This window comes from Streptomyces nanshensis, assembly GCF_001751255.1.
Lineage (GTDB): Bacteria > Actinomycetota > Actinomycetes > Streptomycetales > Streptomycetaceae > Streptomyces > Streptomyces nanshensis_A.
Window position 1 is genome coordinate 233 of record NZ_LJGW01000150.1, and the last position, 20669, is coordinate 20901.

The 20669-nt window shown below is 72.3% G+C and carries 19 protein-coding genes; 11 read left to right on the forward strand and 8 right to left on the reverse strand.

The genetic code is table 11. The features are described 5' to 3' along the window. From AN218_RS09080 to AN218_RS09120, 9 genes are all read left to right on the forward strand, one after another. A partial coding sequence (locus tag AN218_RS09080) for an ABC-ATPase domain-containing protein (protein ID WP_244900367.1) occupies positions 1–1622 on the forward strand: 1622 nt, incomplete at its 5' end. Positions 1623–1678: 56 nt separating this feature from the next. Beyond that, positions 1679–2338 (forward strand): GNAT family N-acetyltransferase, encoded by a 660-nt coding sequence (locus AN218_RS09085; protein ID WP_079131966.1) that lies wholly within the window; start codon positions 1679–1681, stop codon positions 2336–2338. A 533-nt stretch (positions 2339–2871) separates the two neighbouring features. Beyond that, a complete protein-coding gene (locus AN218_RS09090; protein WP_070016260.1) occupies positions 2872–4569 on the forward strand; it encodes a nitrite/sulfite reductase in 1698 nt (565 codons plus the stop codon). Positions 4570–4684: 115 nt separating this feature from the next. After that, the gene (locus AN218_RS36545) at positions 4685–4957 is read left to right on the forward strand and encodes a hypothetical protein (protein WP_070016261.1); all 273 of its coding nucleotides are present in this window, start codon (positions 4685–4687) and stop codon (positions 4955–4957) included. Further along, complete coding sequence (locus AN218_RS09100; RefSeq protein ID WP_070016262.1) at positions 4954–5664, forward strand: phosphoadenylyl-sulfate reductase; 711 nt, start codon at positions 4954–4956, stop codon at positions 5662–5664. The genes AN218_RS36545 and AN218_RS09100 overlap by 4 nt, the downstream gene beginning before the upstream one ends. 38 nt (positions 5665–5702) lie before the next feature. Further along, positions 5703–6275: an adenylyl-sulfate kinase gene (cysC, locus tag AN218_RS09105; RefSeq protein WP_070016263.1), complete on the forward strand. Its 573-nt coding sequence runs from the start codon at positions 5703–5705 to the stop codon at positions 6273–6275. Beyond that, the gene (cysD, locus tag AN218_RS09110) at positions 6275–7207 is read left to right on the forward strand and encodes a sulfate adenylyltransferase subunit CysD (protein ID WP_070016264.1); all 933 of its coding nucleotides are present in this window, start codon (positions 6275–6277) and stop codon (positions 7205–7207) included. The genes cysC and cysD overlap by 1 nt, the downstream gene beginning before the upstream one ends. Positions 7208–7209: 2 nt before the next feature. After that, positions 7210–8616, forward strand: a complete 1407-nt coding sequence (locus tag AN218_RS09115) for a sulfate adenylyltransferase subunit 1 (RefSeq protein WP_070016265.1) — start codon at positions 7210–7212, stop codon at positions 8614–8616. 150 nt (positions 8617–8766) lie between these two features. Further along, complete coding sequence (locus AN218_RS09120; RefSeq protein ID WP_070016266.1) at positions 8767–9576, forward strand: sirohydrochlorin chelatase; 810 nt, start codon at positions 8767–8769, stop codon at positions 9574–9576. A 135-nt stretch (positions 9577–9711) separates the two neighbouring features. Here AN218_RS09120 and AN218_RS38020 read toward each other — a convergent pair whose 3' ends face one another. From AN218_RS38020 to AN218_RS09145, 6 genes are all read right to left on the reverse strand, one after another. After that, positions 9712–10374, reverse strand: a complete 663-nt coding sequence (locus AN218_RS38020) for a winged helix-turn-helix domain-containing protein (protein WP_244900368.1) — start codon at positions 10372–10374, stop codon at positions 9712–9714. Positions 10375–10684: 310 nt separating this feature from the next. Then, positions 10685–10780 (reverse strand): putative leader peptide, encoded by a 96-nt coding sequence (locus tag AN218_RS38890; RefSeq protein ID WP_338059604.1) that lies wholly within the window; start codon positions 10778–10780, stop codon positions 10685–10687. Positions 10781–10962: 182 nt separating this feature from the next. Beyond that, the gene (locus AN218_RS09130; protein WP_070016267.1) at positions 10963–12198 is read right to left on the reverse strand and encodes a S8 family peptidase; all 1236 of its coding nucleotides are present in this window, start codon (positions 12196–12198) and stop codon (positions 10963–10965) included. A 293-nt stretch (positions 12199–12491) separates the two neighbouring features. After that, positions 12492–13022 (reverse strand): DUF1697 domain-containing protein, encoded by a 531-nt coding sequence (locus AN218_RS09135; RefSeq protein ID WP_079131965.1) that lies wholly within the window; start codon positions 13020–13022, stop codon positions 12492–12494. Between the two features lie 51 nt (positions 13023–13073). Beyond that, positions 13074–14339 (reverse strand): SAV2148 family HEPN domain-containing protein, encoded by a 1266-nt coding sequence (locus tag AN218_RS09140; RefSeq protein WP_070016268.1) that lies wholly within the window; start codon positions 14337–14339, stop codon positions 13074–13076. A 527-nt stretch (positions 14340–14866) separates the two neighbouring features. Further along, a complete protein-coding gene (locus AN218_RS09145; protein WP_070016273.1) occupies positions 14867–15445 on the reverse strand; it encodes a DUF1707 and FHA domain-containing protein in 579 nt (192 codons plus the stop codon). 464 nt (positions 15446–15909) lie between these two features. Here AN218_RS09145 and AN218_RS09150 point away from each other — a divergent pair, with 464 nt between their 5' ends. Then, complete coding sequence (locus AN218_RS09150; protein WP_070016269.1) at positions 15910–16944, forward strand: GNAT family N-acetyltransferase; 1035 nt, start codon at positions 15910–15912, stop codon at positions 16942–16944. A 129-nt stretch (positions 16945–17073) separates the two neighbouring features. After that, positions 17074–17547 carry a carboxymuconolactone decarboxylase family protein gene (locus AN218_RS09155; protein WP_070016270.1) on the forward strand — a complete coding sequence of 158 codons (474 nt, stop codon included), beginning with the start codon at positions 17074–17076 and terminating at the stop codon, positions 17545–17547. Between the two features lie 235 nt (positions 17548–17782). Here AN218_RS09155 and AN218_RS09160 read toward each other — a convergent pair whose 3' ends face one another. Beyond that, the gene (locus AN218_RS09160; protein ID WP_070016274.1) at positions 17783–18472 is read right to left on the reverse strand and encodes a LysE family translocator; all 690 of its coding nucleotides are present in this window, start codon (positions 18470–18472) and stop codon (positions 17783–17785) included. A 43-nt stretch (positions 18473–18515) separates the two neighbouring features. Next, complete coding sequence (locus tag AN218_RS09165; protein WP_070016271.1) at positions 18516–20108, reverse strand: MFS transporter; 1593 nt, start codon at positions 20106–20108, stop codon at positions 18516–18518. Between the last annotated feature and the right edge of the window lie 561 nt (positions 20109–20669).

Consider the following 20669-nt stretch of genomic DNA (forward strand, 5'->3'; position numbering starts at 1 on the left):
TGACGCTGCGGGTGCCCGCCGAACAGGCCGGATTCCCGGCCGAGTTGTGGAGCACCCCGGTGCGGCGGCGCGCCCTGAGCAGCTTCGTCGCCCGCAGGGCGGCCGACGTCGTGGGCGGCGAACGGGCGTTGAGGATCGACGCGGGCGGCCAGGAGGTGCTGGACCGCGGCTCGTGCCAGATCTCGGCCGACGACGGCGGCGTCACGCTGCGCTTCGGTGTGGCGCTGCCCGGCAAGGGCCGCCGCATCGACGCACGCGCGGCGCGGGGCCTGCTGTGCCGCGAGGTGCCGCGGATCGCCGAACGGGCGCTGCGCTACGCCGCGTTGGACGCCGCCGCCGTCGCACGGTTCGTCGAGACGGTCGAGGACTCCGACGCGCTGCGCTCCGCGCTTCCGGGCCTGGGGCTGGTCGCGTTCGTCGCGGACGGTGCGGTGCTGCCGCGCGGCAGCGGCGTGGACGACCGTCCGGCGTCGGGCGAGGGCGTCGTGCCGTTCTCCTCGCCGGAGGGGCTGCGGGTCACTGTGGAGCTGCCCAACGCGGGCCCCGTCACGGGGATGGGGCTGCGCGAGGGCGTCAGCCTGATCGTGGGCGGCGGCTTCCACGGCAAGTCGACGCTGCTGCGCGCGCTGGAGACGGGCATCTGGGACCACGTACCGGGCGACGGACGTGAACGGGTCGTCTCACGTCCCGAGACGGTGAAGCTGCGGGCCGAGGACGGCCGCCGCGTGGAACGGGTCGACGTGCACGCGTTCGTCGGTCATCTGCCCGACGGCTCCGACACCACCGACTTCTCCACCGGCAACGCCTCCGGTTCCACCTCGCAGGCGGCGTCCCTGTGCGAGGCGGTGGAGGCCGGGGCCCGCGTACTGCTCATCGACGAGGACACCGCCGCGACGAATCTGATGATCCGGGACGCGCGCATGCAGTCCCTCGTCGCGAAGGAGCGCGAGCCGCTGACGCCGCTCGTCGACTCGGTGCGCTCGCTCCACCGCGACCACGGCGTCTCGACGGTGCTGGTGATGGGCGGCTCCGGGGACTATCTGGAGGTCGCCGACCGGGTGCTGATGATGGACGCCTACCGGACCTCGGACGTCACGGAACGCGCCCGCGAGGTGGCGGCCGTACCGACGGGGCGGCACGCGGAGGCCGAGTCGTTCCCGGCCGTGGTGCACCGCCGTCCCCAACCGGCGTCGCTGGAACCGGAGTCGGGCGGACGCCGGCGGGTGCGCTCGCGCGGCGAGGACGCGCTGACGTTCGGGGAGCACGAGGTCGATCTGCGTTCCGTCGAGCAGATCGCGGACGCCCGTCAGGTCGCGGGGATCGGTCTGGCGCTGGAGCTGATGGTGCGCAGCGGTCATGTGGACGGCGACCGTACGCTCGCGGAGGCGCTGGATCTGCTGGACGCGGAGCTGGCCGCCGGCGGCGCGGAGGCGCTGCTGGCCGTACGCGACGAGGACTTCGCGGTGCCGCGGCGGTTCGAGACGGCGGCGGCGCTCAACCGTCTGCGGGGTCTGCGCGTCACCAGGGCCGGGACACGGTCCGCACCCGGGACCGGAACCGCCTCGGGGGACGGGACCGGGACCGGAAGCGGACGGGGAGCGAGTACGGGGAGCACGGAGTGAGCCGGGAGCAGGACGTACGCGGGGACCACGAGCCGGGCGGGGACCGGGAGTCGGGCGTGAGCGCCGCCCGCTCGGTCACGACCTGGTTCCTGGAGCAGACGGCTCCGGAGGACCTGCGGGGATCCGAATCCTTCGGCGGGCAGGCGGAGTTCGCCGCCAGGGAGGCTCCGGGCGGGCTGCGGATCGTCCGCGCCGAGGTGCCCAGCGCCGCCTTCAGCCGCTTCCTGTACAGCGAGGTCGGCGCCGACGTCGAGTGGATCGACCGGCTGCCCTGGACGCGCGAGGAGTGGACGGCCTGGCTGGACCGGCCGGGCGTCGAGACCTGGGTCGCCTACGAACGGGGCACCCCCGCGGGCTTCATCGAGCTGGACGGCGCCACGGAGGACACCTCGGGCCGCGCCACCGAGCCCGGAGCCACCGTGGAGATCAGCTACTTCGGCCTCCTCCCCGGCTTCCGCGGGCTGGGCATCGGGCGGCGGCTGCTCTCGTGCGGCGTCGAGCGCGCGTGGGAGATGGCGTCGCGGTGGAGCGGACGGCCGCCGACGTCGCGGGTGTGGGTGCACACATGCAGCAAGGACGGCCCGTACGCACTGCGCAACTACCAGCGCAGGGGCTTCCGTATCTACGCGAAGGAAGTCGCGCTGGAAGCGGCGCCCGGTGCCGTTCCGGCGCCCCGGCCGCCCGGCGCCTCGGGTGCCGGTGCACCGCCGATGTGAACGACCCCACGTCGTCCCACGATCCGGGATAAGACTGTCCGCATTTTGGATATTGGTGGACTGTCCGTTCGGCACCGTGGGACGCTTCCGTCATGTCTCGTGCTGGAATCGCCTTGGTGAGTCGACGCCACGTCGACTTCGGCCGCATGTCCAGCGCCATCTGTCGCGCGGGCTGACAGTCCCAGCACCACCGATCGCGGGCCGCCCCCACCGTCGCGGGCGAGCGCTGCCACCCACCGGAACATCGGACCTCGCCGCCGCGTGCGCGCGCAGCCGTGTCCGGGAGGACCCCGCCGCCGGGCGGCATAAGGCCGCCCACGGCGCCCCGCGCCCCCGCTTCTCCCTGACCCGCCTGATCCACCCTGACCAGTTCTGACCTGCTCGGATCCGCTCCGACCTGCCCGAACCGCACTCCGTCCCGCACCGTCTCCGACGACCGGCCGTGCCCGGCTGCCCTGCCGCCCCGCGGCCCGGCGCCCCGTCCGGACGCCGCACGAAGGACATCGAGACCGAAGGACAGAAGGACACCCGCCATGGCCGACACCTCCCAGCGTCCCGCTTCCGCACCGAGCCGCCGCAAGGCCGGACGCCACCGCGGCGAGGGGCAGTGGGCCAAAGGTCACCTCACGCCGCTCAACGGCAACGAGCAGACGAAGAAGGACGACGACGGTCTCAACGTGCGGACACGCATTGAGACGATCTACGCGCACCGCGGCTTCGAGTCGATCGACGGCGCGGACCTGCGCGGACGCATGCGCTGGTGGGGCCTGTACACCCAGCGCCGGCCCGGGATCAGCGGCGGCAAGACCGCCGTGCTGGAGCCCGAGGAGCTGGACGACGAGTACTTCATGCTGCGCGTGCGCATCGACGGCGGGCAGCTCTCGACGCTCCAACTGCGCACCATCGGCGAGATCTCCCAGGAGTTCGCCCGCGGCACCGCCGACATCACCGACCGGCAGAACGTCCAGTTCCACTGGATCCGCATCGAGGACATGCCGGAGATCTGGCGCCGACTGGAGGGCGTCGGGCTCTCGACCACCGAGGCGTGCGGCGACACCCCGCGTGTGATCCTCGGCTCGCCCGTCGCGGGCATCGCCGCCGACGAGATCATCGACGGGACGCCCGCGATCGAGGAGATCCACCGCCGCGTCATCGGCAACCCCGCGTACTCGAACCTGCCGCGGAAGTTCAAGACCGCGGTCTCCGGTTCGCCGCTGCTGGACGTCGCGCACGAGATCAACGACGTCGCGTTCGTCGGCGTCGAACACCCCGAACTGGGCCCGGGGTTCGACGTGTGGGTCGGCGGCGGCCTGTCGACCAACCCCAAGCTGGGCGTGCGACTGGGCGCCTGGGTCCCGCTGGAGGAGGTCGCGGACGTCCACGAGGGCGTCGTCTCGGTCTTCCGCGACTACGGCTACCGGCGGCTGCGCACGCGCGCCCGCATCAAGTTCCTGGTCGCCGACTGGGGCGCCGAGACGTTCCGCCAGGTCCTGGAGGACGAGTACCTGCTGCGCAAGATGGCCGACGGTCCCGCACCGGAGGCACCCGTGGAGCAGTGGCGCGACCACGTCGGCGTCCACGAACAGCGCGACGGCAACTACTACGTGGGCTTCGCGCCGCGCGTGGGCCGGGTCGACGGCGGCACGCTCGCCAAGATCGCGGACGTCGCGGAGGCACACGGCTCGGGCCGCGTCCGTACCACCACCGAGCAGAAGATGATCGTCCTCGACGTGGCGCCGGGGCGGGTCGAGTCGCTGACGGAGGCGCTGGAGTCGCTCGATCTGACCGCGCGTCCCTCGGTCTTCCGGCGGGGCACGATGGCCTGCACCGGCATCGAGTTCTGCAAGCTGGCGATCGTCGAGACCAAGGCGCGCGGCTCGTCGCTCATCGACGAACTGGAGCGCCGCCTCCCGGAGTTCGACGAGCCGGTCACCATCAACGTCAACGGCTGCCCCAACTCCTGCGCCCGCATCCAGGTCGCCGACATCGGGCTCAAGGGCCAGCTCGTCACGGACGCCGACGGCGAGCAGGTCGAGGGCTACCAGGTGCACCTGGGCGGCTCGCTCGGCATGGAGCCGGGCTTCGGCCGCAAGGTGCGCGGGCTGAAGGTCACCGCGGCCGAACTGCCCGACTACATCGAGCGGGTGCTGCGTACCTTCCAGGAACAGCGCGAGGACGGCGAGCGCTTCGCGCAGTGGGCGGCGCGTGCGGACGAAGGGGCTCTCAAGTGAGCGAGCCGAGGCGCGCGGCGTCGGCTGGACCGAGGAGCCGCGCAGCGACGAAGGAGCGAGCAGTGACGAGGGAAGCCGACGCGTCAGAGCGCGCCGAGGCTGAGCGGGAGACACCATGAGTGAGCGTGCCGCGCCGTTCCACTGCCCGTACTGCGGTGACGAGGATCTGTGGCCCTCCGAGGAGGGGCACGGGGCCTGGGAGTGCGCCGCGTGCAACAGGGCGTTCCGGCTGAAGTTCCTCGGTCTGCTCTCGCGCGGCTTCGAGAACCGCGGGGGCAGTGGCGAGCCCGTACCGCCCGCCGCCGACCGTACCGACGACGACGGCGACGGCGGCGACGGCGGCGCGAGCGGAAGCGCGAACACCCGGGAAGGAAGCCTGAGTTCATGACCACCGCCGCCCAGCAGCGCTCCGCGGCAGATCTGCGGCGGCTCGCGGAGGACGCGGGCCGTGAGCTGGAGGACGCACCGGCGCTGGAGATCCTGCGCTGGGCCGCCGGCACGTTCGGCGACCGCTTCTGCGTCACCTCCTCCATGGAGGACGCGGTGGTCGCCCATCTCGCCTCACGTGTGGCGCCGGGCGTCCAGGTCGTCTTCCTCGACACCGGCTACCACTTCCCGGAGACGATCGGCACGCGCGACGCCGTCGACGCCGTCATGGACGTCCAGGTGGTCACGCTGACGCCCCGGCAGACCGTCGCCGAGCAGGACGCCGAGTACGGACCGCGGCTGCACGACCGCGACCCCGATCTGTGCTGCGCCCTGCGGAAGGTGGCGCCGCTGGAGGAGGGGCTGCGGCACTACGACGCGTGGGCGACGGGACTGCGCCGCGACGAGTCGCCCACGCGCGCGGGCACCCCCGTCGTCGGCTGGGACGAGCGCCGGCAGAAGGTCAAGATCTCGCCGATCGCCCGCTGGAATCAGGCCGATGTGGACGCCTATGTCGCGGAGCACGGAGTGCTGACCAATCCTCTGCTGTCTGACGGCTACGCCTCGGTGGGATGCGCCCCGTGCACCCGGCGCGTTCTGGAGGGCGAGGACGCCCGCGCGGGACGCTGGTCCGGCACGGGCAAGAGCGAGTGCGGAATACACCTGTGAGCGTTTACGCCGGTGAACTCCGCGGCAGGGAGCGGGAGATGAGCACAGCAACGGCCGGGACGCCGCAGCAGGCCCTCGGGACGGGAGCCACCGTGTGGCTGACCGGTCTGCCCAGCGCGGGCAAGACCACCATCGCGACGGAACTGGCCGGACGGCTGGAGGCCGCGGGCCGCCGGGTGGAGGTGCTCGACGGCGACGAGATCCGTACGTTCCTCTCCGCCGGGCTCGGCTTCTCCCGTACCGACCGCGATCTGAACGTGCAGCGCATCGGCTTCGTCGCCGAACTGCTCGCCTCACACGGCGTGCTCGTCCTCGTACCGGTGATCGCGCCGTACGCGGACAGCCGGGAGGCGGTGCGCAAGCGCCACCAGCAGGCGGGCACCGGCTATGTGGAGGTGCATGTGGCCACGCCCGTCGAGGTGTGCTCGCGGCGCGATGTGAAGGGACTGTACGCACGTCAGGCCGCCGGGGAGATCTCCGGACTGACGGGCGTGGACGACCCGTACGAGCCCCCCGAGGAGCCGGATCTGCGGATCGAGGCGCACCGGCAGGGCGTGGAGGAATCCGCTGCGGCGCTGAGCGCGCTGCTGAGTGAGAGGGGACTGCTGTGATGACCGCTGTCACGGCACCGGAGGAGCGGGACAATCCGTACGCGCTCTCGCACCTGGACGCGCTGGAGTCGGAGGGTGTGCACATCTTCCGCGAGGTGGCGGGGGAGTTCGAGCGCCCGGTGATCCTCTTCTCCGGCGGCAAGGACTCCATCGTCATGCTGCATCTGGCGCTGAAGGCCTTCGCGCCCGCGCCCGTACCGTTCGCGCTGCTGCACGTGGACACCGGGCACAACTTCCCCGAGGTGATCGAGTACCGCGACCGCGTGGTGGCGCAGCACGGGCTGCGGCTGCATGTGGCCTCCGTGCAGGAGTTCATCGACAGCGGGCAGTTGAAGGAGCGCCCCGACGGCACCCGCAACCCGCTGCAGACGGTGCCGCTGCTGCACGCCATCGAGTCGCAGCGCTTCGACGCCGTCTTCGGCGGCGGGCGGCGCGACGAGGAGAAGGCGCGCGCCAAGGAGCGGGTCTTCTCGCTGCGGGACGAGTTCGGCGGCTGGGATCCGCGCCGGCAGCGCCCCGAGCTGTGGCAGCTCTACAACGGGCGGCACGCGCCGGGCGAGCACGTACGGGTCTTCCCGCTGTCGAACTGGACCGAGCTGGACGTGTGGCAGTACATCGCCCGGGAGAAGATCGAACTGCCCGCGATCTACTACGCGCACGAGCGGACGGTCTTCTCCCGCTCCGGCATGTGGCTGGCGCCCGGCGACTGGGGCGGTCCCGTACGCGACGAGCAGGTCGAGCAGCGCAAGGTGCGCTACCGCACCGTCGGCGACATGTCCTGCACCGGCGCCGTGGAGTCGGACGCGGACAGCATCGAGAAGGTCATCGCGGAGATCGCGGCCTCGCGGCTCACCGAGCGCGGTGCGACCCGCGCCGACGACAAGCTCTCCGAGGCCGCCATGGAGGACCGCAAGCGCGAGGGGTACTTCTGACCATGAACTCACCCGCATCCTGGGGCGCTTCGGCCGAGGACCGCGGCGGACGGGTCGCGCAGGCCGCCGACGCGGCGCTCGGCGCGACCTCGCTGCTGCGCTTCGCGACCGCCGGCTCCGTCGACGACGGCAAGTCCACGCTGGTGGGCCGGCTGCTGCACGACTCCAAGTCGGTGCTCGCCGACCAGTTGGAGGCCGTGGAGTCCGCCTCGCGCAACCGCGGCCAGGACACCCCGGACCTGGCGCTGCTCACGGACGGCCTGCGCGCCGAGCGCGAACAGGGCATCACCATCGACGTCGCCTACCGCTACTTCGCCACGCCCCGGCGGCGGTTCATCCTCGCCGACACCCCGGGCCATGTGCAGTACACGCGGAACATGGTCACCGGCGCCTCGACCGCGGAGCTGGCCGTCGTCCTCGTCGACGCGCGCAACGGCGTCGTGGAACAGACCCGCCGGCACGCGGCGGTGGCGGCGCTGCTGCGCGTCCCGCACGTCGTCCTCGCCGTCAACAAGATGGACCTCGTCGACTACGACGAGGGCGTCTTCGCGGGCATCGCCGAGGAGTTCACCCGCTACGCCGCCTCACTCGGCGTCCCGGAGATCACGGCGATCCCGATCTCCGCGCTCGTCGGCGACAACGTCGTGACCGCGTCCGCGCACATGGACTGGTACGGCGGCCCGACCGTCCTGGAGCATCTGGAGACCGTCGCGGTCACCGACGACCCGAGCGACGACCCGGCGCGCTTCCCCGTCCAGTACGTCATCCGCCCGCAGACGCCCGAACTCCCCGACTACCGCGGCTACGCGGGGCAGATCGCCTCCGGTCTGCTGCGCCTCGGGCAGCGCGTGACGGTGCTGCCCTCGGGACGTACGTCCACGGTCACCGGGCTGGACGTGCTGGGGCAGTCCGTGGACGTGGCCTGGGCGCCGCAGTCCGTCACGGTGCTGCTCGCGGACGATCTCGACATATCCCGCGGCGACATGATCGTCCCCTCCGACGCCTCCGTCACCGCCAGCCAGGATCTGACCGCGACGGTCTGCCACCTCCACGACACCCCGCTCACACCGGGAGCGCGGGTGCTGCTGAAACACACCACCCGGACGGTGAAGGCCATCGTCAAGGAGATCCCCTCCCGGCTCACCCTGGACGACCTCTCCCAGCACCCCGAGCCCGGCCGCCTCGTGGCCAACGACATCGGGCGCGTGGTGCTGCGGACGTCGGAGCCGCTGCCCGTCGACGCCTACGCCGACTCACGACGCACCGGCTCCTTCGTCCTCATCGACCCCGCCGACGGCTCCACCCTCACCGCGGGCATGGCCGGGCACGCCTTCGCCGACGCCGTACGCGAGACAGCCGAGGCCGAAGCGGAGCGGGACGCGGCAGACGACGACGGCTGGGACTTCTAGGCGCGTACGGGGCGAACGGGCGGGCGCGGAACGGGAGTCGGGCCCGGCCCGGCCCGGCGCACCCGGACGGGACAGCGACAGCGACAGCGACAGCAGCAGTAGCAGTAGCAGTAGCAGTAGCAGGACGAGCGACAGGACGGACGACCTCCCATGCACGATGCGACACGGCCGGCTCTCGTGGTCGTCGCACACGGCAGCCGCGACCCGCGGCACGCCGCGACCGTCGCGGCGCTCTGCGCGAGCGTACGGGCGCTGCGTCCCGGGCTGCACGTCGAGGCGGCCTATCTGGACTTCGACGCGCCGTCCGTGCCGCGCCTCCTGGAGCGGCTGCACGCGGCGGGCGTGCGCGAGGTCGTCGCGCTGCCGCTGCTGCTCAGCCGCGCCTTCCACGCCAAGTCCGACATCCCGGCGGTGCTGCACGAGGCGACGTCCCGGCTGCCGCGGCTGCATGTGCGCCAGGCGGAGGTGCTGGGGCCGCACCCGCTGCTCGTCCGGGCGCTGGAACGGCGGCTGCGCGAGGCCGGGTTGGGCCCGGAACCCGGACGCACCGGACGCACCGGATACACCGGACGCCGGGCCGGCGGCCGCCGCCCCACGGGGATCGTGCTGGCCTCGGCCGGCTCCTCCGACCCGGAGGCGATCGCAGTGATCGCACAGACCGCGCGGGAGTGGCGGCGTACCGCAGGCTGGTGCGCCGTGCGTCCTGCCTTCGCCTCCGCCTCTTCTCCCCGTACCGAGGACGCCGTACGGGGCCTGCGGGCCGACGGCGTCGCCCATGTGGCCGTCGCCCCGTACGTGATCGCGCCCGGGCGGCTCCCCGACCGCATCCGCGACGGCGCGCTGGAGGCGCGTGCGGACGTGCTCGCCCCGGTGCTCGGGGACGCGCCCGAGATGGCGGAGCTGCTGGCGCTGCGGTACGACGAGGCCGCCGCGCGGGGGCCGTTGGCGCTGAGCGCCTGACGGACGACGCGGCGCGGGGACGCCGGGATCGCGGCTCCGCCCCTCGCACACGAGGGCCCACGGTCCCCGTCCCGCGCCGTGCGGGACGGGGACCGTACCGGCCCGTGAGCCGGCGGCCGGACACCCGTCAGCTCGTCAACGGGCCCTGCTGGGCTCGAACTTGTAGCCCACGCGCCGCACGGTGACGATCGTCTCCCGGAAGCGGCCGAGCTTGCGCCGCAGCCGCGCCACGTGGACGTCGACGGTGCGGCCGTCCCCGACGTGGCTGTAGCCCCACAGCGCCGAGACGAGATGGGCGCGTGTGTGCACCCGGTGCGGGTGCTGCACGAAGTGGGCGAGCAGCTCGAACTCCAGGTAGGTCAGGTCGAGTTGCTCGTCGTCGGCCTGGGCGATGTGCCGTTCCGGGTCGACGAGCAGACCGTTCGCGGCCTCCGCCGGCTGCTGCGGTACGGAGGACTGCGGCGCGGAGTGGTGCGGTACGGGCGGCTGTACGGACGCCTCCCCTGCGGGCTCCTGCCGCGCCCCCGGCGCGGAGGCGGACGCGGGAGCGGGACCGGCCGCGGGAGCGCCCGTGGGGCCGTCCTCGCCGCCGTCGAGGGGACCGTCCGCCGGCAGCAGCGGACGGAAGCGGACTCTCGTGCCGTCGGCGGTGAACAGCTCTGTCGGATCGGTGCCTTCGGGCACAAGCACGACGTACCCCACGACGGGCGTCTGCCCGCCGGGCTCCGGCCCCTCCCCGGGGACGGTGTCGCCGACGACGCGCAGATGGCGTGCGGTTGCGGATGTGGCGGAGGTCATGCGGAGGGCTCCTTCGCGGAGTTCTCGTGGGCGAGCCGGAATTCCCGCGCCCCGCGCGTGAACTGCCGCGAGACGCGCGCCGTTTCCCCCGTCCACGGAATCGCGTCGGACGGTACCGACGCCGATCTGCCGTATCACGGCGGGGAATTCGCTCACCCGGGGGTGAAAGGACTGTCAGCGGACGGCCGTCGGAAAGGGACGTTCACGGGAATGGAACCCGTGTGGCCGTCGGAGGAAGAACCGCAGCTCGGATCGGTTCCGTCGAATACGGGACCGAGAGCGGTGCGGAGAAGTCGGCCGAGCGCAGGGCTCAGGAACCAGCGGCACAGATCGCGCTGGCGTGCCGTCGCAGGTCGACGTGCAGGCGCGCTACAAGAATCGCAGACCGGTTCACGGAATCGAGCATGGCAGCGATTACGGTGCGGCGTCAATGAATTCACAGAACGTCTCGGATACCGGATGAGACGCCCCTGCGCGTTCACGGTCGCCGTGAACGCGGCCGCCCGCCGCACCCCTTGAGGGATACGGCGGGCGGTCGGTGCTGACGGTGCTGTCTACCGCTGGTACTTCAGCGAGTGGACCCGGAGGTCACTTGCCGACGTTCAGCAGCTCGTTCTTCGTGCCCGAGCTCGGGTTCGAGATCGCGTCCTTCGTCGCCTGCTCGCTCAGACCCTTGGCGACGTCCGCCGGCTTGGCGTCCTTGTTCGCGCCGAGGAAGAGAGCAGCCGCGCCCGTCACGTGCGGCGAGGCCATCGAGGTGCCCGAGAGGGTCTCGGTGGCGTCGTCGCTGGTGTTGGTGGCGGAGACGATGTCCACGCCCGGGGCGTAGATGTCGACGAGCTTGCCGAAGTTGGAGAAGTCGGCCTGCTTGTCGGTGTCGTCGCTGGCGGCGACGGTCAGGGCGTCCTTGACGCGCGCCGGCGAGCTGTTGTCGGCGTCCTGGCTCTCGTTGCCCGCGGCGACGGCGAAGGTGATGCCGGCGTCGATGGCCTTCTGCACGGCCTCGTCCAGCGCCTCGTCCTGCGGACCGCCGAGGGACATGTTGGCGACGGAGGGGCCCTTGGCGTTCTTGGTAACCCAGTCGATGCCCTTGACGACCTGCTCGGTCGTGCCGCTGCCCTGGTCGTCCAGCACACGCACGGCCACGATCTTGGCCTTCTTCGCCACACCGTGGTCGGTGCCGGCGATGGTGCCCGCGACGTGCGTGCCGTGGCCCTGGCCGTCGTCCGCGTCGTCGTCGCCGTCCACCGCGTCGAAGCCGTAGGAGGCGCGCTTGCCGAAGTCCTCGTGCGTGATGCGGACGCCGGTGTCGATGACGTACGCCGTCACACCCTCACCCGCGGTGTCCGGGTAGGTGTACTTCTTGTCGCCCTTGGTGTCCTCCTGGTCGATACGGTCCAGGCCCCACGACGGCGGGTTGGACTGCGTCTCGCTCACGGTGAACTTGTGGTTCTGGACGACCTTGTCGACCTGAGAGTCGCCCGCGAGCTGACGGGCCTCCTTGGCGGTCAGGCCCTTGGCCGAGAAGCCGTTGATGGCGGAGTCGTAGGTGTTCTTGACCTTGCCGCCGTACTGGTCGGCCAGGTCGTGCCCCGCGGACTTCACGGAGGCGGCACCCTTGGTGTCCTTCAGCATGACGATGTAGCTGCCAGCGACCGCGCCCTTGGCCTGCGCGCCGTACACGTGGCCCTCGGCGGGCGCAGCGCCCGCGGGCAGGGTCAGCAGGGTGGCGGCCCCGACCACTGCCGCAGCGACACCGGTCGCCAGGGTGATGCGACGACGCCTGGCGGACTTCTCCGGGCTTCTGGGCGTGTTGGTTGCCATGACGAGGGTCCTCCTCGTGAGGTGTGGGGGGTTGTATGTCACTTGTGCACCCGGCGCAGCGGCGAGTGGTGATCCGCAACCGGGTGACTCGAAACACTGTCTGATTGATCCGCTCACCTCAACCCGTATGAGCGGTTGTGACATAGACAACTTCCGGGGCGCCACGGCAAAGCGCCCGGATTCCCCCCAAGTCGCCCTGACGCGGCCTCAGTTCGGTCAGATATCTGACCGCCGGCACTCACATGGGAGCAATTCCGCGCAGGGGCGACCAGGGTCCAAAGGGCCGGGAGATCTCAGCTTGCGAGCTCGATCAGCCGCTGGACCGTACGCCAATTACGGCCCGTCATCGTGACTTTGGGAGTCACGGCGGCTTCGAGGGCGGCGGGAAGCTTACTGCGCCCCATGCCGTCCGGGAAGTAGCAGTAGACGGCGCTGCCCGCGTGGTGGAAGGTGTCGGGGGCGAACCGCGAAGGGTCGAGGGCGTCGAAGTGCCCCTCGGCCAGCTCCTCTTCGAGGAAGAGCACGACCAGTTTCGCGGGGTCGAGTTCGGCCGCGGGATAGGGACAGGCGGCGGCCACCGCGTGCAACTCCCCCGCCGTACGGACCAGACAGCGGACGTCGAAGCCGAAGTGCCCGGCCACGGCGCGCTCCAGGCGCCCTCCCGGGTCCTCGTCGCCGGTGGTGAAGACCGCGTTGCCGCTCTGGAGATAGGTGCGCACGCCGGTCCATCCCAATCCCGCCATGACGCCCCTCAGTTCGGCCATGGGGACCTTCTTGTGGCCGCCGACGTTGATCCCCCGCAGTAGCGCCGCATACGTCGTCATGTGCGGCAGCTTAGAAGAGGCGTGCCCGGTGCCGGTGGCGGACAGTGCGGTTCATGAGACCGGGCGTGAGTCCTGCCACGCGGACTCGAACTCCTCGCGGTATGCCTGGAACAGCCCCTGTACGCCCTCGTCCTGGGGCTTGCCGTGCTCGCCGCCGTGCTGCCGCACCAGTTCGCGGCGCCCGCCGCGCAGCACCAGCACCGGCGCCTCCATGCCGCGTACGCGCCGCAGATACGACTGCACGACGGCCAGACCGTCCGGACCGTCCCCGTCGACCATGTACGCGGAGAAGCGCGGCGTCTCGTCGAACACATGGATCTCGAAGGCGGCGGTGTCCCGCAGCCGCGCCCGCACGCGGCGCATATGGAGGATGTTCATCTCCACCGTGCGGCTCAACTCGCCCTTCTTTATGCCCAGTTCGCGCTCGCGGCGGCGTACGGCGCTGCTGGCCGGGTTGAGGAAGAGCAGCCGCAGCCGGCACCCGGAGGCCGCGAGCCGCACCAGCCGGCGGCCCGAGTAGTTCTGCACCAGCAGGTTGAGTCCTATGCCCATCGCGTCCAGCCGACGTGCGCCGCCGAAGAGATCCTCGGCGGGCAGGCTCCGCTGGAGCCGCACCCGGTCGGAGTGGACGCCCACCACGTCGGCGAAACGGTCGCCCACGAGGTCCTCCACGGCGTCCACGGGCAGCCGGTGCGCCGAGGGCGCGTCGTCCCGCGAGGCGCCCAGCAGCTCCAGCAGCCGGGCGCACATCCGCTCGGCCTGTGCGAGCACCGTCTCGGACAGCGCGCGGTTGCGGGCGACGGCGCTGCGCGCCACCTCCAGCTCGTCCAGGGCGAGTTCGACCTCGCGGCGGTCCTCGAAGTACGGCTCGAAGCACGGCCAGTGCTGCACCATCAGCTCGCGGAGCTGCGGCAGCGTGAGGAAGCAGAGAACGTTGTCGTCGGCGGGGTCGAGGAGATAGCCCTTGCGGCGGCTCACCTCCCGTACGGCGACGGCCCGTTGGACCCACTCCTGCCCGGCAGGTCCGGCGGCGGCGATGACCCACTCGTCGCCGTGCACGGGTTCGTAGATGGGCCGCAGCACGGCGGAGACGACCGCACGCAGGCGCTGTTCGACGAGATTCAGCCAGATGTAGGCGCGCCCCGCGCGCCGGGCCCGGGTGCGCACTTCGGCCCATGCGTCCGCGTCCCAGTCGAGGTCCGCGCCGATCTCCATGGGACGTGCCAGCGACACCGTGCCGCCCGGCACACCGGCGGTCTCCGCGTCGCCCTCGTCGCCGCTCTCACCTGGGGGGAGCTCAAGCCCTCCCGCACCCACCCGCGCACCGCCTTCCTGACCCTGTTGAGCGATCAAGGAAGACTACTGCGGCCCCGGAGAGGCCGCACCCTGAACCCCCATCAACATGCCCCGCCCCGGCGCCGGTTCGCCTCCGCGCGGTCCGCCGCTCCGTCCGTTTCGCGCCACCTGGGCACGGATGCCCCGGTGCGGCGGCAGCGGCCGGACCGTCACGGCGGCAGCCCGTACCGGAACGGCAGGAGGAGAGCATCGCACGGACATCACGAGCGCGCGGTCGCGCCCCCTCGGCGTCGCCCGCGGTCGCCCGGCGGAAGGCGGTCACCTCGGTCCCACACTCTCCCTCCGGGCTCGACAGGCCCTCGTACTACCCGCTGAGCGGGGCACGCGCCAGCGCACGGAGGGGACGGGCACGGGTAATTCACCGTCGACGCGGGGTCCTCACGTACCGCGGGCCGGGTTCCGGTTACGGCACGGGCACGGACTCCGGTGCGGCGTACGGACGGCGGGCTTCGGGCGCGCGGGGACGGCGTACGGACGTCCGCGCCGCGTCAGGGGCGGGCCGGCGGCTCCAGCGAGGGCGGCTGGGCCACGGCGAGGCGGAACCCGATCTGCCCGAAGCGCACGACGTCGCCCGGCCGCACCCGTACGGATCCGGTGACCCTGCTGCCGTTGACCCACGTCCCGTTGCTGGACCCGAGGTCGCGCAGCTTCCAGCCGTCGCCGGTCGCGCGGAGCTGTGCGTGGGTGCGGGAGACGGTGAAGTGGTTGAGGCGCAGCATCGAACCGGGCGCCCTGCCGATGGAGTACGCGTGCGCGCCGGGGCCCGGAAGCAGCAGTTCCGGCATGCGTTCGGACTGCCAGGCGTCGCTCAGCCGGCGCGGGAAGGACAGCGCGCGGGCGACGGCCTCGGCGAACCAGCGGTTGCGGGGGCGCCGCGTGGGCAGATCGTGCAGCACCGAGTGGAGTTCGCCGTGCCACTGCGCCTGGAGGATCACGTCCATGCGCCGCTCGAAGGTGTTCTGCGAGATGCGTCCGTCGGCTGCTCCCTCGCGCAGCACCTCCAAAGCGCGCTCCCTGTCCGCGTCGGAAAGCCGCGGCTGGGGGGCGCCGAACTCCAGAGATGTCATGCCCATCATTCTCGGCACGCCGAACCCGCCTGTCCATGCCGGGTCTTGCGCAGTAGCGGAACCAATACATGGGTGCCGCTGCCGTGCCCGTGAGGGGTGGTGCGAGGGATACCGAACGGTGCGGGCGGGCCGGAGAAAACTCCGTGGCGAGCCCGTGCGCCGCGCGCTACGGTGCACGCACTCCCCCGGCCGGCGGCCGCGGGAGACCGCACAGCCGAGCACCCGGCCGGACGGCCGGGAACCGGCCGCGTACCAGTCGAGGACCGGTCGCGGACAGACCGACGACCGACCGATGACCGACCGATGACCAGCCGAGGAGAGGAGGCGGTAGCCGTGTACGACCCCGACTCCGCGCGCTCCCTCCCCGTGTGCCCGCCGACTGCGGCCCTGTCCCGCTAGTCGGCCCGGTAGCCACCGGCACCGCCCGGGAGCGCGAACACGCCTTCCGGAAGGACCACTTCACCATGACCGGTGACACCGGTGAGCTCGTCGTCCGCACGCTCGGCGAATCCGAGGCGCGCGACGTCTTCACTTCTCTGCACGACTCCCTGCCCGACGCGAACCTCCTCGGGCGTACGCTGCTCGGCCGCCCGTACCGCACGCTCCGCGAGGGCGGCGAGTACCGGCCCGAGTGGACCTGGGTCGCCCAGCGCGCGGGACGCGTCGTCGCACGCGCCGCCTGCTGGGCGGAGCCCGGGGCCCGACGCCCGCTGCTCGTCGACTGGTTCGACTTCGCCCCCGGCGAAGAGGCCGCCGCCGTACGGCTGTTGCGCGAGCTGACGCCGAAGGTCGAATTCGAGCTGGTGCTCCCGCCGGGCTGGCGCGACGACCCGGCCGTACGCGCCGGCGCGGAGGCGCGCATCGGGGCGGCGGCCCGGGCGGGCTGGTCGCCGCTCGTCGAGCGCTTCCGCTACCGCTGGACTCCCGCGTGCGGACTGCCCGTTCACCCCGGACGGCTCCGCTTCCGCCCGGAACCGGACGACGAAGCGGTCCTGGACGTCCTGCGGCAGATCGAGCACGGCACCCTCGACGCGCACGCACGGCTCGCCATGGCGCGGCACGAGGAGCCGGACGGGAGCGGGAACGGAGACGGGGACGGGAGCGGGAACGCCTCCGCCGTCGAGCGCGCCGCCCGCGAGGATCTGGACCATCTGCGCTGGACGGCGTCGTTCGGAGGGCGCGCGTGGTGGCGTCTGGCGTTCGCCCCGGACGGCGCGCTCGTCGGCCTCCAGGCGCCCGCCCGCATCCCGAGCGGGCTCGCGGTCGGCTTCATCGGGGTGGTGCCGCGGCAGCGCGGCCACGGCTACGCGTACGACCTGCTCGCCGAGTGCACCCGCCAACTGGCCGCCGAGGGCGCCGAGTCCGTCGTCGCCTCCACGGATCTGGGCAACGCACCGATGGCGGCGGCCTTCGCGAAGGCGGGCTATCCCATCGAACAGCACCGCTTCTGCATGGTGCCGGATCCCGATCCGGAACCGGAGGCCACGGACCCGGCGTGACGCGGAAGCGGAACCGAGGATGGGGCAGGCGGGCGGGCGCGGAGACGTACGTCACATCCGGGTCTGTCACATCTCGCCGTGCCGCCCCGTCAGGGAGGTATAGCCACCGACGAACGGCAAGGAGTGGACATGGAAGCTCGTCTGAACCTTCTCGGCGACCCGGCTGCGGCCGGGTATCTGAAGCACCTCGTCGCGGTGGGCGCGGCGCTTTCGAAGTCGCCGCTGCCCGCCGCGACACGGGAGCTGGTGAATCTGCGCGCGAGCCAGATCAACGGCTGCGGCTTCTGCACCGACATGCACACCAAGGACGCGGTGCACGCCGGGGAGACGCAGCAGCGCCTCCATCTGGTCGCGGCGTGGCGCGAGGCCACGGTCTTCGACGACGCCGAACGCGCCGCCCTGGAGCTGGCGGAGGAGGGCACCCGCATCGCCGACGGGGCGGGCGGGGTCAGCGACGAGGTGTGGGCGAACGCCGCCAAGCACTACAGCGAGGAGCAACTGGGCGCCCTGGTGACGCAGATCGCCCTGATCAACGCCTTCAACCGGATGAACGTCATCGTCCGGCAGCCCGCCGGGGACTATCAGCCGGGTCAGTTCGGTTGATCTGACCGCAGGGGGCGGACGGCCCTGGGAGGGAGGCCGGTGTGGGGACCGGCCGGGGCCGTCCCCACGGGGGCGCGGCCGTGGACGGGTGGTGCGGGGGACCGCCCGTCCACGGCCCGCGGACGTACGGGGCAGCGGAACCGCGGGCGGGCGTACTGAGGGGGACGGACGGCCGAACGACGGGGCGCCGCCGACGAGTTGGAGGGGGGGCGGGCGGGAGACCGCCCGCCCGCGCTCAGCCCTCCAGAGCCAGCCGCACGCCGAGCGCGACCAGGACGCCGCCGGAGACCTGCTCCAGGCGGCGCCGTACGTGTGCGCGGGACAGCACGCGGCGCAGACGTCCCACGAACCACACGTACAGCCCGTAGTAGCCCACCTCGAAGACCGCCCAGAGCGCCGCCAGCGTCACCATCAGCGGCAGTTGCGGGGCGCCCTGCGGGACGAACTGCGGGAGGAAGGACATCGCGAAGACGGCGGCCTTCGGGTTGGCGAGGTTCAGCAGCAGCCCGGCGCGGTAGAAGCGCCAACGTCCGTGCGGCGCACCGGTGGACGGACCGCCCCGCCCGTCGGACCCGGCGGCACCGTCCGTCCCTTCCGGCCCGTCCGTACCATCCGACGCGTCCGCCCCGCCGAGTCCGTCCCCGCGCCGTGCCGCGCGCAGCGCCTGCACCCCGAACACGATCAGTACGGCCGCTCCCCCGAAGCGCAGCACCTCGTACGCGACGTGGGAGGCGGCGAGCAGCGCCGTCAGCCCGAACGCGGCGACGAGCCCCCATACGAAGACGCCCGTCTCGTTCCCGAGCACCGTCATGAACCCGGCACGGCGGCTGCGCAGCGAACTGCGCACGATCAGCACGGTGCTGGGACCGGGCGACATCGCGATCAGCAGACAGGCGCCCAGGAAGGGCAGAAGCGTCGTGAACACGCCGTCCATCCTGGTCAGCAACGCCCGCGGTGGCGAACGGTTTTCACGCGCGGCCCTCCCCGCGGACCGCGCCGACCCGGGCGTCCTCCCGGGCCTGAGCGCCCTCCCGGGCCTGAAGGTCGCCGTCCCGGACGCTCTCCCAGGCGGTGTCCCGCGCGGACTCCCGCGCGCTCCCCCGTCCCGGCAGGAACGAGGCGATGAGCAGCCCGGCGAGCGCCGCCCCGGCCGCGATGAGGAACGCGACGCGGAAGCCGCTCTCGCTCGGCACCGCGGTGCCGCCCATCGGGATGCTCATGCGGGCCAGTACGACGCCGACGACGGCGCTGGAGCTGGAGGTGCCGATCGAACGCATCAGCGTGTTCAGCCCGTTCGCGGCTCCCGACTCCGACGGCGGCACGGCCCCCAGGATCAGCGCCGGCATCGCCGAGTACGCGATCCCGATGCCCACGCCGATGAGGACGGCGATCACCGCGATCTGCCATACGGAGCCCAGCATCGCCGTCCCCACGAGATACGCGAACGCGAGGACCACCAGGCCCGCCATCAGCGAGACCTTCGGGCCCCGCGTCGCCGAGATCCGCGCCGAGAGCGACGAGACGAGCATCATCGCCAGACCCATCGGCGCCACGCACAGCCCGGCGACGACCATCGACTGCCCCAGCCCGTAACCGGTGACGCTGGGCAACTGGAGGATCTGCGGCAGCACCAACGTGGCCGCGTAGAAGGCCAGTCCGACGGTGATGGAGGCGAGGTTGGTCAGCAGCACCTGACGCCGGGCGGTGCTGCGCAGGTCCACCAGCGGCTCCCGTACGCGCAGTTCCATCACCCCCCACAGCAGGAGGATCAGCGGGGCGGCGGCGAAGAGACCCAGCGTGGTGCCGCTCGTCCAGCCCCAGTCGCCGCCCTTGGATATCGCGAGCAGCAGCGTGACGAGCCCGGCGGTCAGGCCCAGCGCTCCGGGGACGTCGAAGCGTCCGCCGGTGCGCTGCGCGGACTCCGGCACCAACGCGACCACCAGCACCATGGCGAGCACGCCGATCCCGGCCGAGCCGAAGAACAGGGCGTGCCAGTCGGTGTGCTGGGCGACGTACGCCGCCGCCGGCATGCCCAGCGCGCCGCCCACACCGAGCGACGAACTCATGAACGCCATCGCCGATCCGAGCCGCTCCGGCGGCAGTTCGTCCCGCATGATGCTGATGCCGAGCGGGATGGCGCCCATCGCGAAGCCCTGCACGGCCCGTCCGGCGATCATCGGTACGAGGGACGAGGTCACCGCGCACATCAGCGAGCCCAGCACCATCGCGGCGAGGCTGGCGAGGATCAGCCGGCGCTTGCCGTACAGGTCGCCGAGGCGTCCCATGATCGGCGTGGCGACGGCGCCGGAGAGCAGCGTCGCCGTGACGACCCAGGCGGCGTCGGCGGTGGTGGTGCCCAGCAGCCGCGGCAGGCTCGCGACGATCGGCACGAGCAGCGTCTGCATGACCGCGACCGAGATCCCCGCGAAGGCGAGGACCGGCACGACCGCCTTCCCCGGTCCGGCGCCTGCCTCGCCTGGTGTGACCGCGCCGCCCGTACGGGGGCTCCCGGGGTGCGGTTCACCGGCTGCGGACGGGACGGCGCTGCGGACATGGGTCATGCGGACTCCGTTTCTGTACGGGGTTGTTCGGGACAGGCCGTACCGCACCGGGCGGTCCGGGGCGGTACGGCGGGGCAGTGCGGGTGGTGCGGGTGGTGCGGGTGTTACCGGACGGTGCGGGACGCGGTCCGCGCGCCGCGAGCGCCGCCGGGACGGACGGCCGCCCGGACACGGACGCTTCGTTTGTAACGTACAACCGAACGGCCGCGCCCCCTCCCGCTATTCCGCCGTCCGCCGGCTTCGGGGGCGCGGAGCACCGCGCGGTGTTTCCCGGCGCCCAGCGTGGGAAGTCCAGGCATGACGGTGTGGCCCGTCCACCGTCCAGAGCCTGCGGCCGTCTCCCCGTCCGGCAGGGCCTCCGGCCCGCACCACGGGGCACGTCCGGGACTCTCCCGTCCTCTCCGTCACACCGGCGAGGACGGACGTACGTGTTTCCCATTTCCGGAAGGCCCTCTGTGAGCGACACCATCGAAAAGCCCGCGCGTCCAGGTTCCGACAGGGGCCGTCCGGCCAAGCGGGGAGAGGACCGTCGTGGTCGTCGGGGGCGGTATCGGGATCGGC

Coding starts and splice junctions, on each gene's coding strand:
- AN218_RS09090 (WP_070016260.1), top strand. CDS start 2,872: ATGGCCGACACCTCCCAGCGTCCCGCTTCCGCACCGAGCCGCCGCAAG.
- AN218_RS36545 (WP_070016261.1), top strand. CDS start 4,685: ATGAGTGAGCGTGCCGCGCCGTTCCACTGCCCGTACTGCGGTGACGAG.
- AN218_RS09100 (WP_070016262.1), top strand. CDS start 4,954: ATGACCACCGCCGCCCAGCAGCGCTCCGCGGCAGATCTGCGGCGGCTC.
- cysC (WP_070016263.1), top strand. CDS start 5,703: ATGAGCACAGCAACGGCCGGGACGCCGCAGCAGGCCCTCGGGACGGGA.
- cysD (WP_070016264.1), top strand. CDS start 6,275: ATGACCGCTGTCACGGCACCGGAGGAGCGGGACAATCCGTACGCGCTC.
- AN218_RS09115 (WP_070016265.1), top strand. CDS start 7,210: ATGAACTCACCCGCATCCTGGGGCGCTTCGGCCGAGGACCGCGGCGGA.
- AN218_RS09120 (WP_070016266.1), top strand. CDS start 8,767: ATGCACGATGCGACACGGCCGGCTCTCGTGGTCGTCGCACACGGCAGC.
- AN218_RS38020 (WP_244900368.1), bottom strand. CDS start 10,374: ATGACCTCCGCCACATCCGCAACCGCACGCCATCTGCGCGTCGTCGGC.
- AN218_RS38890 (WP_338059604.1), bottom strand. CDS start 10,780: ATGCTCGATTCCGTGAACCGGTCTGCGATTCTTGTAGCGCGCCTGCAC.
- AN218_RS09130 (WP_070016267.1), bottom strand. CDS start 12,198: ATGGCAACCAACACGCCCAGAAGCCCGGAGAAGTCCGCCAGGCGTCGT.
- AN218_RS09135 (WP_079131965.1), bottom strand. CDS start 13,022: ATGACGACGTATGCGGCGCTACTGCGGGGGATCAACGTCGGCGGCCAC.
- AN218_RS09145 (WP_070016273.1), bottom strand. CDS start 15,445: ATGACATCTCTGGAGTTCGGCGCCCCCCAGCCGCGGCTTTCCGACGCG.
- AN218_RS09150 (WP_070016269.1), top strand. CDS start 15,910: ATGACCGGTGACACCGGTGAGCTCGTCGTCCGCACGCTCGGCGAATCC.
- AN218_RS09155 (WP_070016270.1), top strand. CDS start 17,074: ATGGAAGCTCGTCTGAACCTTCTCGGCGACCCGGCTGCGGCCGGGTAT.
- AN218_RS09165 (WP_070016271.1), bottom strand. CDS start 20,108: ATGACCCATGTCCGCAGCGCCGTCCCGTCCGCAGCCGGTGAACCGCAC.